Origin of the sequence: Streptomyces sp. NPDC052682 (assembly GCF_040678435.1) — a bacterium.
Lineage (GTDB): Bacteria > Actinomycetota > Actinomycetes > Streptomycetales > Streptomycetaceae > Streptomyces.
Genome location: NZ_JBFATS010000023.1, coordinates 98,975 through 111,217, shown reverse-complemented (window position 1 = coordinate 111,217; position 12,243 = coordinate 98,975). Strand labels below are relative to the sequence as shown.

The 12,243-nt window shown below is 73.4% G+C and carries 14 protein-coding genes and 1 riboswitch; of the genes, 7 read left to right on the top strand and 7 right to left on the bottom strand.

Annotated elements, in window-relative coordinates; translation table 11 throughout:
- On the bottom strand, positions 1–113 hold a 113-nt coding region (locus tag AB0K80_RS29735), incomplete at its 3' end, for an Hsp70 family protein (RefSeq protein WP_365674950.1).
- Positions 114–158: 45 nt separating this feature from the next.
- A complete protein-coding gene (locus AB0K80_RS29730; protein ID WP_365674936.1) occupies positions 159–518 on the bottom strand; it encodes a J domain-containing protein in 360 nt (119 codons plus the stop codon).
- A gap of 172 nt (positions 519–690) precedes the next feature.
- Here AB0K80_RS29730 and AB0K80_RS29725 point away from each other — a divergent pair, with 172 nt between their 5' ends.
- Positions 691–1,062, top strand: coding sequence for a hypothetical protein (locus tag AB0K80_RS29725; RefSeq protein ID WP_365674934.1), 372 nt, complete (start codon positions 691–693; stop codon positions 1,060–1,062).
- Between the two features lie 229 nt (positions 1,063–1,291).
- Here AB0K80_RS29725 and AB0K80_RS29720 read toward each other — a convergent pair whose 3' ends face one another.
- Complete coding sequence (locus AB0K80_RS29720; protein WP_365674932.1) at positions 1,292–2,992, bottom strand: glycoside hydrolase family 13 protein; 1,701 nt, start codon at positions 2,990–2,992, stop codon at positions 1,292–1,294.
- Between the two features lie 314 nt (positions 2,993–3,306).
- Between AB0K80_RS29720 and AB0K80_RS29715 the strand changes: the two genes are divergently transcribed.
- Positions 3,307–4,266, top strand: coding sequence for an LAETG motif-containing sortase-dependent surface protein (locus tag AB0K80_RS29715; protein ID WP_365674930.1), 960 nt, complete (start codon positions 3,307–3,309; stop codon positions 4,264–4,266).
- A gap of 49 nt (positions 4,267–4,315) precedes the next feature.
- Here the strand turns inward: AB0K80_RS29715 and AB0K80_RS29710 are convergent, their stop codons facing one another.
- Positions 4,316–5,050 carry a dienelactone hydrolase family protein gene (locus AB0K80_RS29710; protein ID WP_365674928.1) on the bottom strand — a complete coding sequence of 245 codons (735 nt, stop codon included), beginning with the start codon at positions 5,048–5,050 and terminating at the stop codon, positions 4,316–4,318.
- Between the two features lie 233 nt (positions 5,051–5,283).
- Between AB0K80_RS29710 and AB0K80_RS29705 the strand changes: the two genes are divergently transcribed.
- From AB0K80_RS29705 to AB0K80_RS29690, 4 genes are all read left to right on the top strand, one after another.
- Positions 5,284–5,799, top strand: a complete 516-nt coding sequence (locus AB0K80_RS29705) for a DinB family protein (protein ID WP_365674926.1) — start codon at positions 5,284–5,286, stop codon at positions 5,797–5,799.
- 80 nt (positions 5,800–5,879) lie between these two features.
- Positions 5,880–6,575, top strand: coding sequence for an alpha/beta hydrolase (locus AB0K80_RS29700; RefSeq protein WP_365674924.1), 696 nt, complete (start codon positions 5,880–5,882; stop codon positions 6,573–6,575).
- Positions 6,576–6,744: 169 nt separating this feature from the next.
- The gene (thrS, locus tag AB0K80_RS29695; protein WP_365674922.1) at positions 6,745–7,983 is read left to right on the top strand and encodes a threonine--tRNA ligase; all 1,239 of its coding nucleotides are present in this window, start codon (positions 6,745–6,747) and stop codon (positions 7,981–7,983) included.
- Between the two features lie 37 nt (positions 7,984–8,020).
- A complete protein-coding gene (locus AB0K80_RS29690; RefSeq protein WP_365674920.1) occupies positions 8,021–9,010 on the top strand; it encodes a nucleoside hydrolase in 990 nt (329 codons plus the stop codon).
- A 30-nt stretch (positions 9,011–9,040) separates the two neighbouring features.
- On the opposite strand, the gene AB0K80_RS29685 is transcribed toward AB0K80_RS29690, so the two are convergent.
- The 3 genes from AB0K80_RS29685 to AB0K80_RS29675 form a co-directional block, all read right to left on the bottom strand.
- Positions 9,041–9,430, bottom strand: coding sequence for a signal peptidase I (locus tag AB0K80_RS29685; protein ID WP_365674918.1), 390 nt, complete (start codon positions 9,428–9,430; stop codon positions 9,041–9,043).
- 22 nt (positions 9,431–9,452) lie between these two features.
- Positions 9,453–9,878 (bottom strand): VOC family protein, encoded by a 426-nt coding sequence (locus AB0K80_RS29680; RefSeq protein WP_365674917.1) that lies wholly within the window; start codon positions 9,876–9,878, stop codon positions 9,453–9,455.
- Positions 9,879–9,951: 73 nt separating this feature from the next.
- Positions 9,952–11,040, bottom strand: coding sequence for a HoxN/HupN/NixA family nickel/cobalt transporter (locus AB0K80_RS29675; RefSeq protein ID WP_365674916.1), 1,089 nt, complete (start codon positions 11,038–11,040; stop codon positions 9,952–9,954).
- 27 nt (positions 11,041–11,067) lie between these two features.
- Positions 11,068–11,265, bottom strand: a riboswitch (cobalamin riboswitch).
- 200 nt (positions 11,266–11,465) lie between these two features.
- Between AB0K80_RS29675 and AB0K80_RS29670 the strand changes: the two genes are divergently transcribed.
- Complete coding sequence (locus AB0K80_RS29670) at positions 11,466–12,242, top strand: hypothetical protein (RefSeq protein WP_365674914.1); 777 nt, start codon at positions 11,466–11,468, stop codon at positions 12,240–12,242.
- The last annotated feature ends 1 nt before the right edge of the window (position 12,243 follow it).

The following is a 12,243-nucleotide window of genomic DNA, read 5'->3' as shown; positions in this document are numbered from 1 at the left end:
GACGGGGTGGTCCGCGCCCCTTCCGCGTTGCTGATGACGGTGGGCTCACCGCCCTCCAGGACGGCCACCACCGAGTTCGTCGTGCCGAGGTCGATTCCGACCGAGCGCGCCATCTGGGATCTCCCTCCTCCTAGCTCCGGTCGTACCTCAGGGACCGTTCACCTCCCGCGCTCCCACCGCACCGGCCCGGCCCGCAGCGGCGGCTCGGGCGGCGCCGGGGTGCCGAAGAGCCCGGGCGTGCGCGACGGGGCGGGGGCCGGGCGCGGTGCGCGGGCCGGACGGGGGGCGGGGGCGGCGCGCGTACGGTCGTACGCCGCCCGCAGCCCGGGATCGCGGAGGGTCTCGTAGGCCGCCCGCAGCCGGCCGAACCGCTCGGCGGTGACGGCGTCGACGCGGGTGTCGGGCCGCAGTTCCCGCACCAGGCGGCGGAAGGCCGAGGTGATCGCCTCGGCGGACGCCGAGGGGTCCACGCCGAGCACCGCGTAGGGGTCCCCGGGCATGTCGTCGGTGTGCGGCATCGTCACCTCCCCGCCCCTGTGTGACCTGCGGTTCGGACTCAGGTTGCCTCATAGCTTGAATAAAACTTGAGCGCCCTCATGTCAAGTCTGACGGCCCGGGGGAACGAGGTGGCGCGGCCGTGCGGAGCGGAGGCAAGGTGGGAGGAGCAGGCCGGATCGGAGGTGTGCCGCAGTGATCACCGAACTTGCCGTCGAACGAGTCGAGTTCACCTGTGGTGCGTGCTGGCACCGCTGGAGCGTCGACTACGACGTCCAGCGCTACCTGGACGACCACGGCGACGAGTGGGAGTCGTTCTACCGGGACAACACCGCCGTCGCCTCCCCCTACACGCCCGAGGGGGCACCGCCCTGCGAGCACTGCGGGCGCCACTGGGTGGGCCGCCTGGTGGCCCGGCGCCCCGTCCCCCTGCCGGGCGCACCGGACGCCCCGCGCAGCCGCGTCCCCACGGAGGACACCCACCGCCCCGAACGCCACACGGCCCCCCTGCTCCAGTCCGCCGACCACCCACAACCGACCCCCCAGGGAGCAACGGACAACACCTGACAGGCACCACTACGGCAGCCAACCCAAGGGGCGCGGGGAAGTGCGCGACCAGCCACGACGGCGCCGCAGCCACACACAGCACCCCCTGACGGCCCACCGCAACCATCAACGCGGCCCTGCACAGCCAACCCAAGGGGCGCGGGGAACTGCGCGACCAGCCACGACGGCGCCGCAGCCGCACACACCACCTGCGCGCCCCCACAGCCCCCCCGCCCCACCGGCGGAGCCATCAGCGGGTCAGCCACACCGTCGTGTCCGGCCCGAGCCGTCCGTCCTCCAGGGGCGCGCTGGCGAGCAGCACCTCGCCGGCCGGCAGGGGCACCGTCGTACCGGAGAGGTTGGCCACGCACCGCCAGGTGTCGGTGCGGTCGAACTGCAGGACGCCGTCCGGGGCGTCCTGCGCCCACACCAGGTCCTCCCCGTCGAGCAGCTTGCGGCGCAGCTTGAGCGCCGCACGGTACAGCTCCAGGGTCGAGCCCTCGACCCCGTCCTGCGCCTCGACCGCGTACGCGGCGAACCCCGGCGGCTGCGGCAGCCACGCCCCGCCCGGCCCGAAGCCGTACGACGGTCCGCTCCTCGTCCACGGCAGCGGCACCCGGCAGCCGTCCCGGCCCTTGCGGACGTGCCCGGTCTGCTCCCAGATCGGGTCCTGCAGCACCTCGGTGGGCAGGTCGGCGACCTCGGGCAGCCCGAGCTCCTCGCCCTGGTAGACGTACGCCGAACCGGGCAGCGCCAGCATCAGCAGCGTCGCCGCCCGGGCCCGGCGCAGCCCGGCGGCCTGGTCGACGGCCGGGGCGCGGCCGCCGGACAGCAGCCAGGCGTCCAGGTCGGTGTCCGGCGGCAGCATCAGCCGGGAGGCGTGCCGGATCACGTCGTGGTTGGACAGCACCCAGGTCGCTGAGGCGCCGGCCGCGCGGGCGGTGGCCAGCGAGTCGGTGATGACCTGCCGCAGGGCCGGGGCGTCCCAGGGGGTCTGGAGGTACTCGAAGTTGAAGGCCTGCCCCAGCTCGTCCGGGCGGGCGTACAGCGCGCGCCGGGCGCCGGGCACCCAGGCCTCGGCGACCGCCATGCGGGGCGGGCGGTAGGAGTCGAGGATCTTGCGCCAGTCGCGGTAGATCTCGTGCACCTCGTCCCGGTCGTAGAAGGGGTGCGTGCCCGGTTCGAAGTCCGCCAGCGCCTCCTCGCGGCTCAGCCCGGGCGCCCCGAGGTCGCGCAGCGGCTCGCCGAGGTCCTTGGCGAGGGCGTGCGCGACATCGACCCGGAACCCGTCGACCCCCCGGTCCGACCAGAACCGCAGGGTCCTGCGGAAGTCGGCGCGCACTTCGGGGTTCTGCCAGTTGAGGTCGGGCTGCTCGGGCGCGAACAGGTGCAGGTACCACTGCCCGTCGGGCACCCGCTGCCAGGCGCTGCCACCGAAGACGGACTGCCAGTCGGTGGGCGGCAGCTGCCCGTGCTCGCCGCGCCCGTCCCGGAAGACGTACCGGTCGCGGGCCGCCGAGCCCGGCCCGGCGCGCAGCGCCTCCTGGAACCACACGTGCTGGTGGGAGGTGTGGTTGGGCACGATGTCCACGATCACCTTCAGCCCGAGCCGGTGCGCCTCGGCGACCAGCGCGTCGAAGTCGTCGAGCGTGCCGAGCCGGGGGTCGACGCCGCGCGGGTCGGCGACGTCGTATCCGCCGTCGGCGAGTTCGGACGGGTAGAAGGGGCTCAGCCACAGGGCGTCGACGCCGAGCGCGGCCAGATGGGTCAGGCGGCGGGTGATGCCGCGCAGGTCACCGAGTCCGTCGCCGTCGGCGTCGGCGAAGCTGCGGGGGTAGACCTGGTAGACGACGGCCTGCCGCCACCAGTTCGGGTCCCTGGAGGAGAGGTCGGGCGCGGGGGTGGTCGCGGGGTGGGGCGTGGAGTCGGGCGTGGAGGTGCGGACGGTCACGCGGTCTCCTCTGCGGTGGTGCGAGCTGCGGTACGGGTACCAGCAGGAAATCTGTCCACTACGCCGGAAAAGCGAACACCCGGGTGTACCGGAGCGGATCGTTCCTTGTGTGGCGGAAGTGTGGCGGACGGGCAACTTCCCTTGCGTTCGCGCAGGTTGACAGCGTGCTGCGGCGCAGCCACCATGGGGCGCACTGAGGATCATGTGACCGATGAGCCCAGTGTTTCTCAGACCAACCACCCCCGGGACGGCCGGCCGCCGCGCGCTGCCCTGCTGCCCTCCCCGGGTTCCGGCACACCCAAGATGGGATCCGCATGTCCATAGCGAGACGTGTCACCACGCGCCGCCTGCTGGGGACGGGCGCCGCGACGCTCGCCCTCTGCGCCGCCTCCTTCGCCTCCGCCTCGGGCGCCTTCGCCTCGGGTGCCTTCCTCACCGGCACGCCCGGCGGTGACGGCTGGGGTTCCGGCGGCAGCTACCAGCCCGGGACGGGCGCAGGGACGGAGACCCAGACCGACCGCTGCCAGTTCTCCCTCGACGGCGTCAACTTCTTCGACTCCGTCAAGGTCGACGACCAGAACCTCAAGCCCACCGAGGACGGCAAGGTCCACATCAAGGTCCGCACGGCCGGGGACGCGACCACGTGCACGGCCTCCCTGGCCTCCTACCTCGCCCACGGCGCCACCTTCGCCACCTCCGGCGAGCAGGTGTTCGTCGACTTCGACACGGTGACGGTCAAGCCGGGCCAGACCGAGTCCCTCGACATCGCCGTACCCGACAAGGGCTGCTTCGGGCAGATCGACCTGTACCGGGGCGCGGTGAAGTTCGACGGCAAGCTGGACGCGAAGGACGGCTTCGAGCACGGTGAGCTGCCCAAGGGCCCGGACCGCCCGGTCATCAAGGAGAAGCTGATCGCGGCCTGGAACGGCGGTACGAAGGACTGCACGACGGCCACGCCGCCGTCGTCCCAGCCGCCGTCCACCCCGCCGGCCTCCCAGCCGCCCGCGCCCTCGACCCCGGCCGGGGAGACCACCCCGCCGGCCTCCGAGACGCCCGTCGAGCCGTCGGAAACCGCGTCGACCGACGCGCCCACCCCGTCCGCCTCCGAGTCCACCACCGCCCCGGCCCCCGCGCCGAACGGCGGCGGCGACAACCTCGCCGAGACCGGCGCCAACGGCGCGACGGGCCCGATCGCCGTCGGCGCGGCGGCGCTGCTGGCGGGCGGCGCGGCGCTCGTCGTGGTGACCCGCAGGAAGCGCGCGACGCGTTCCTGACCGTTGCGTGGAAGCCCGGGGCCGGCGACCGCCCCGGGCTTCCCGCTTTTCAGCTGCCGGCCAGGGTGCGGTCGAGGAGGGGGATCAGGCGGTCCCAGTGGCGCCGCAGTCCGGCGGGGTCGAAGGCGTCGGTGTCGGACATGGTGAACCCGTGGACGGTGCCGGGGTAGATCTCGGAGGTGTGGTTGAGCCCCGCGGCGTCCAGGGCCTGGTTGAGCTCGCCCAGCGCCTGGGGTGTCAGGTCGCTCTCGGCGTGGCCGAAGTGGACCTCGGCGGTGATCTCGGCGAAGGCGGACGGCCCGGCCGCGCCCACGGGGGCGTGGAAAGCGGCGAGGGCGGCCACCTGGCCGGGGTGGGCCGCGGCGGTGCGCACGGCCAGGAGGCCGCCGATGCAGTAACCGGTCACCGCGACCGGTCCGGCGGCGACCTCCGGCCGGGTGGTGAGGAACGTGAGGTAGGCGTCGGCGTCCCGCAGCACGCGTGCGTCGGTGTGCGCTTCGAGCAACGGCATCAACCGGGCCACGAGCGCGGTCCGGGCCTCTTCGCCTATGTGCTCGGGGAGGTCGACCAGCGGTGCGGGACCGTGCCGGTAGAAGACGTTGGGGACGAGGACGTAGTACCCGTGCCCGGCCAGTTCGCGGGCCATCTCCCGCAGCACGGGCCGGATACCGAAGCCGTCCGCGTACATCAGCACCCCTGGGTGCCGCTCACCACCGTCGGGGAAGGCGGCGAAAGCGTCGGCCAGGCCGTCCGCGGTGGGAATCGTCAGCGTCGTGGTGGCCATGAATTCTCCTGTCGTGGTCGAAGCGGGGAGCCTGTGGTCGACACGACGGAGGCGGCGCACGCGCGGCAGCGCGGGCCCCTCGGCAGCCTGAACCCCCGTCCGGCGGATCGCGTCGGCCCGGTGTGCCCGACAGGCGGACGAGGCAGTGCTCGACGGGATCCCGCTCATTCTTGATCAAGATACCGGTCATTAATCCCTGGACCGCCTCCGCGATCTGCGGAAGACTCCCCGCGATGACGCGACGAACCGATACGCCTCCCGCCCGGGACGAGCGCACGCAGCTGATGACCTTCCTCGACTACGCCCGTGACACGGCGCGTGCCAAGTGCGAGGGCGTGTCCGCGGAGGACGCCCGCAGGGCCCCGCTGGAGACTTCACCCCTGATGACCCTGTGCGGGCTGATCAGCCATCTGCGGTGGGTCGAGCACCACTGGATCCAGGTGATGTTCCTGGGCGAGGAACCGGCGGGTCCGCTCACGCGGGCGACTGACGACGACCCCGACCCCGAGATGCGGACGGCGGTCGACATCCCGTTGCCCCGGCTTCTCGCCGAGTACGAGGAGCAGAGCGAGCATTACCGTCGCCTGCTGGCCGGCCACGACCTGGACGCCCAGGCCAAGCGCCCCCTCCGCGACGGCCGCCACGTGGACCTGCGCTGGATCATCCTCCACCTCATCGAGGAGACCTCCCGGCACAACGGCCACCTCGACATCGTCCGCGAGCTCGTCGACGGCCGGACCGGCGTCTAGCGCTGCGACCGGAGCCCGGTGTCAGAGCCTCCCGGTAGCGTGCCGGCGACCACATCCGACTCCTGACCGGGGGAACCACCGTGGACATCGTGCTCATCGCCGGCCTGTGGCTCGACGGATCCGCATGGGACGAGGTCGTGCCCGAACTCGCCGCCCTCGGCCACCGTCCGGTGCCGCTCACCCTCCCGGGACAGGGCGACGGCGCCGCCTCCGCGACACTGGACGACCAGCTGGCAGCGGTCGTGGCAGCGGTTGACGCGGCGCCCGGAAAGCCCCTGGTCGTAGGGCACTCCGCGGCAGCGACCCTGGCCTGGCTGGCCGCCGACGCACGACCGGAGAAGGTGGCCGAGGTCGCTCTGATCGGCGGTTTCCCCGCCGCCGGCGGGCAGGCCTACGCCGCTCACTTCGCGATCGAGGGCGGCGTCATGCCCTTCCCGGGCTGGGATCCCTTCGAGGGCGCGGACACCGCCGACCTGGACCAGCAGGCCCGGGACCGGTTCGCGTCCGCCGCCGTTCCCGTCCCCGAGGCGGTCGCCAGGGGAGTCGTGCGCCTGACCGACGAGCGCCGCTTCGACGTCCCGGTCGTGGTCGTCTGCCCCGAGTTCACCCCTGCCCAGGCCGAGGAGTGGATCGCCGCGGGTGAGAGTCCTGAACTCGCCCGCGCCGCCCACCTCGCGTACGTGGACCTGGACTCGGGCCACTGGCCGATGCTCACCCGCCCCCGCGAACTCGCCCGCGTCCTGGCGAAGTCCGCCACCTCCTGCGAGGAACGGTGAAATCCCGTTGGCCCGGCCCCCCACCCGTTGCTACGGTCCCCCCATGCAGCGCGCCCCCCGTTCGTCCCGTACGACGACGCCGGACCCCGTCCCGGCGCGCTGACAGCTGACTGACGTCCGAAGCCCCGGGGCGAGTGCCCCGGGGCTTCGGCGCGTGGTGCTCGCCTCCGTGACCTTTGCGAGGGAGACCGCCATGCACGACCACCGCCGCCTCGGCCGTGAACTCGGCCTGTTCGACACCGACCCGCTGATGGGGGCCGGGCTGCCGTACTGGCTGCCCGACGGGGCAGTCGTACGGCACACCCTGGAGGAGTACGTACGGGAGGCGGAGCGCGCGGCCGGGTACCGGCACGTGTACTCGCCCGTGCTCGGCAAACGCGAGCTGTACGAGATCTCCGGCCACTGGGAGCACTACAGCGACGACATGTTCCCGCCGATGCGGCTCGGCGCCGAGCAGGTGCTGCTGCGGCCCAGTCTGTGCCCCCACCACGCTCTGATCTACCGTTCCCGCTCCCGCAGTTACCGCGAACTGCCGTACCGGATGGCGGAGTTGGGCGGCATGTACCGTTCCGAGCTGTCGGGTGTGCTGGGCGGGCTGACCCGTGTGCGGGCCATCCAGCTCAACGACGCGCACATCTTCTGCACCCTGGACCAGGCCGTCGACGAGGCCCGGGCCGCGCTCGCCCTGATCGCCCGGGCCTACGAGGACCTCGGGATCCGGGCCGCCCGGTACCGGCTCTCCCTGCCCGGGGCCTCGGGCAAGTACGTCGCCGGCCCCGCGCTGTGGGAGCGGGCCACCGCGATGCTGCGGGAGGTGCTGTCCGGTGTGGCGTACGAGGCCGCCGAGGGCGAGGCCGCCTTCTACGGCCCGAAGATCGACGTGCAGATCGCGGACGCCGCCGGACGCGAGTCCACCCTGTCCACCGTGCAGATCGACCTCCACCAGCCCGAACGCTTCGACCTGCACTACATCGGACCCGACGGCGCCCGGCACCGCCCCGTCATGGTGCACCGCAGCATCATCGGCAGCGTCGAGCGCGCGGTCGCCCACCTGATCGAGCAGCACGGCGGCGCCTTCCCGGCGTGGCTCGCGCCGGTGCAGCTGGTCGTGCTGCCGGTCGGGGAGGCGCAGGCGGACTTGGCGTACGACGTCGTACGGCAGGCGCGGGAGCTCGGTCTGCGGGCCGAGGTCGCCGGGCCCGAGGGCGGCAGCCTGGCCGCGCGGATCCGGCAGGCTCGGCTCGTGCCGTACCAGGCGGTGCTCGGGGAGCGGGAGGCCGAGGGAGGGCTGGTGGCCGTACGGCTGCGGGACGGGCGGCGGCCCGGCGCGATGCCGGTGGCCGAACTGCTGCGGAGGGCCGGGCAGCAGGTGGCCGCCCGCGGGAGCCGGCTGTGGGAGGACGCGTAAGGTCGCTCGCACCGCCCGCCGTGGAAGGAGCCCTGCCGTGCCGACCGACACCGACCGCATCCCGGTGATCATCGACTGCGACACCGGCGTGGACGACGCCCTGGCCCTGCTGTTCGCGGTACGGCACCCGGGGCTGGACCTGCGCGCGGTGACCTGCGTGGCGGGGAACACGGACGTGGACGGGGTCGTGCGCAACACGCTGACCGTGCTGGAGCGGGCCGGCGCCCCGGACATCCCGGTCGCCCGGGGCGCCGAGCGGCCGCTGATCGAGGCGCCGCGCTCCGCCCGGCACGTGCACGGGCACGACGGCATGGGCGACCTGGGCCTGCCCGCCCCCGCCCGCACCCCCGCCGACGTGGACGCGGTGACCCTGCTGCGCCGCGAGATCCTGGCGAGCCCCCGCCCGGTCACCCTGATCCCCACCGCGCCGCTGACCAACATCGCGCTGCTGCTGCGCACCCACCCGGAGGTCACCCGCACCATCGAGCGGATCGTGTTCATGGGCGGCGCGGCGGCCACGGGCAACGCCACGCCGGTCGCGGAGTTCAACGTCTGGCACGACCCGGAGGCCGCCGCCGTCCTGCTCACCGCCGGGGTGCCGATCACCATGTACGGGCTGGACGTGTTCTCCCGGGTCGTCGTCCCGGCGGCGGACGTACGGCGGCTGCGCGCGAGCCCCGAGCCCGGCACGCGGCTGGCCGGCGACCTGCTCGCGCACCGCCCGGCCCACCCGGGCAGCCGCCCCGGCGACCCGGACGAGACCGCCGGCGGCCTCGGCGACGCGGGCGCGGTGTGCGCGGTCGCCGACCCGGAGGGCCTGACCACCCGCCGCCTGCCGGTGGAGGTGTCCCTCGCCCCGGGCCCGACCCGCGGCATGACGATCGTCGACCGCCGCCCCCGCCCCGGCGAGTCGGAGCTCCACGACGGCACCCGTGAACAGACCCTGGTGGACGTCGGATTGGACGTGGACGTGGAGCGCTACGTCAAGCTGTACCTGGCCACCGTCGAGGAGACGGGCGCCGGGTGATCCGCTCCGGCGGTGGTGACCGCCGCTCGATCAGCTCTGCACTGGCCCCTCGTCCTTCGCTGTCACGGCGTAGCCGGGCACGGACGGCCACCGGACGGTGAGCACCACCGAATCCTCCTCCGCGAACCATGAGTGATCGACTCCGCGCCCCCACACCACGTAATCACCCTGCTGTTCCAGAAGAACGCTGCGACCGGGGAGTTCGACGCGGAAGCGGCCGCTGACGAGGACCAGGAGAGCTGTGCGTTCCTCACCCCTCACCCACTGCGGTCGTTCATCGCCACGGGGGTGCACACCCCATTTGATCTCCACAGCCTCGCTGTGGCGCGGATCGCCGATGTCCTTGAAGTGCCCGAGGAGCCATCCCCGGTCCAGTGCCGCGTCCTTGCCCGCGTTGCCCACGTACACGCTGTCGTTCACGTGGCCGGACGCTAGCAGCGCCTCAGTCCGGCCGCGACTCCTCGCCGAGCTCGGTGAAGAGGGTCAGCTGGAGGGCGGCGGGGGCCCGCAGGCGGGAGTTGAGGGAGTTCCAGGGAGTGCGGGTCGGCTCCGCGAGCACCTCGGCTCCGGCGGCGGCCAGTCGCGCGGTGGCGGTGGGGGAGTCGTCCACCTGGAAGGCGACCCGGATCGGTCCGGCCACGCGCCGCCCGACCTCCACCTCGTCGATGAACGCGGCGTGGTTCGGGTCGGTGAGCTCCAGGGTGGCCCGGCCGGCCTCCAGGATGGTGACCCGTCCGTCCGGGGAGCTGAACGCGCCCCGTTCGGGCAGGCCCAGGACATCGCGGTAGAAGTGCAGGGCGGCGTCGTAGTCGGCCGCCGTGACCACCAGGCGCAGTTCGCGGACGGCGGGCTGCTGCTGCTCGGGCATGTCGGCTCCCCTCGTCAGGCCGGGCACCACCGTCAACCCGGGGCCCGGCCGGGCGATTCCCGCCGCCGCCCCGCTACGGCGTCTCCGCCGCCCGTACGGCCCAGCGCTCCTCCACCCGCGCCAGCTTCCAGTACGCCACCGCCGCCGCCCACACCACCACGAACAGGGCGACGATGACGTACCCCACGTGGTCCAGGTCCAGGCCCGCGATCCAGCCGGTGACCGAGTCGTGCAGGTCGAGCTTGTCGTGCAGGACGCCGACCAGCTCGATGGTGCCGATGAAGAAGGCGACGGCGATGGACAGGCCGGTGATGGTGAGGTTGTAGAAGACCTTGCGCACGGGGTTGGAGAACGCCCACTGGTAGGCGAAGTTCATGAACGTGCCGTCGAGGGTGTCGAACAGGCTCATGCCGGCGGCGAAGAGCAGCGGCAGGCACAGGATCGCGTACCAGGGCAGCCCGGCCGCCGCGCCCGAGCCGGCCATCACCAGCAGGGTGACCTCGGTGGCGGTGTCGAAGCCGAGGCCGAAGAGGAAGCCGAGCGGGAACATCTGCCCCGGGCGGGAGATGGACCTGGTCAGCCGGCCCAGGATGCGGTTCATGAAGCCGCGCGCGTCCAGGTGCGCCTCCAGCTCCCGCTCGTCGTACGCGCCCGCCCGCATGGCCCGGAACACCTTGAGGATGCCCACCAGGGCGACCAGGTTCAGGGCGGCGATGAGGTAGAGGAACGAGCCGGAGACGGTCGTGCCGAGCACACCGAGGACCTGGTGGGTGCGGGAGTCCTCGTCCATCACCCGGCCGGCGAGCTGCGTGCCGCCCGCGATCAGCAGGGCCAGGACGACCACCACGCTGGAGTGGCCGAGCGCGAACCAGAAACCCACCGACACCGGGCGTTTGCCGTCCGCCATCAGCTTGCGGGTGGTGTTGTCGATCGCGGCGATGTGGTCCGCGTCGAAGGCGTGCCGCATGCCGAGGGTGTACGCGGTGATGCCCAGCCCGATGCCGAACGCCTTGTCGCCGACCTCGTAGTGGCCGGGCACGACCAGCAGGAACAGCACCCCGAACGCGACGACGTGCAGGGCGGCGACAGCCGCCATCAGTCCGGCCGTCTTGACGGTGTCCTCCCGGCGCCAGCGGAAGGGGGCAGGGGTGGGCAGGCTCATCCGGTCACGCTCCAGCACCTCGTGGATCACTTCGTGAGATGCCGTGGCCGGTCTCCTGGCTTACGGGTGCGCGCGCCCGGCCCGCCTTCCCGGCCTGGCGGCCAGTGGCTGTCCCTGCGGGACGTGGGTCGGGAACTCCCCGATCACAGTGGCGAGGGCCGCTCCGGACTGGGCCCCTGAGGGCACGTCACCGGCTTCCCGAACACCACGGCCCGGCAACCGTAGGCCGTCGCCGGGGCCGCTGCATAGCCGCCCGGTCCGGAAAGGTCCAAGATCACACCCCGGAGCGGTCCGGGCCGCCCTCACCCGGACGGCCCGCCGCGGTGGAAAGCCGCCGCGTCAGGTGGTGCCTTAGGAACACGCACCGATCTTGGAACGCGCTGATCCCGGACGGCTCCGTCCGGCTCCGCAGGGAGGCACCCCCGATGACCCACCCCCCGGCCGCCGCCCGTGTCCTCCTCGCCGCCGGGCTGTCGGCGTCCGCCCTGGTGAGCGCCGCCTGTTCCGTCCAGGCGCCGCCGGCGTCCCGGCCGGAGCACCGGGCCTCGCCCGCGTCCAGCCCGGCCGGGCCCTCCGCCGAGCGGTCCGCCGCCCTCACCGCCGAGCAGGTGCGGGCCGCGCTGCTCACGGAGGCCGACCTGGGCGAGGCGTGGGTGCCGACGCGGGGGGCGGCGACCTGGCGGGACGGGCTGCTGAAGGCCAGTACGGAGGACACCGAGTGCCAGCGCCTGCTCGACGTCCTGTACACCGAGGACCTGTTCGGCACCCCCACCGGTCCGCGCGCCACCTCCGCGCTCGACGACTCCGGCACCGAGGCCCAGCTGCGCTACCAGGTCGCCGCACACCGCCCGGCGGACGTGGACCGCACGCTGGACTGGCTGAGGTCGCTGCCCGGAAGGTGCGGGGAGTTCATGGCGGCGACCACCCGGGGCGGAGTGGCGTACGTCCAGGTCTCCGACCTGCCGCTGCCGGAGGCCGGGGACGCGCGGCAGGCCCTGCGGGTGGTGCTCGGCGGGCAGACGGCGGACGGGGAGTCGGCGTACCTGACCGTCGACGTGGCCGCCGTCCGGGTCGGCGATGAGGCGATCACCCTCACCCACGGCGGCTTCGGCGACCTCGCGGCGGAGGTCGCGCAGACGGCCGTCCGGCTCGGGGCCGAGCGCCTGACTCAGATCGGGGAGCAGGGGCGGGCCGACGTGTGAG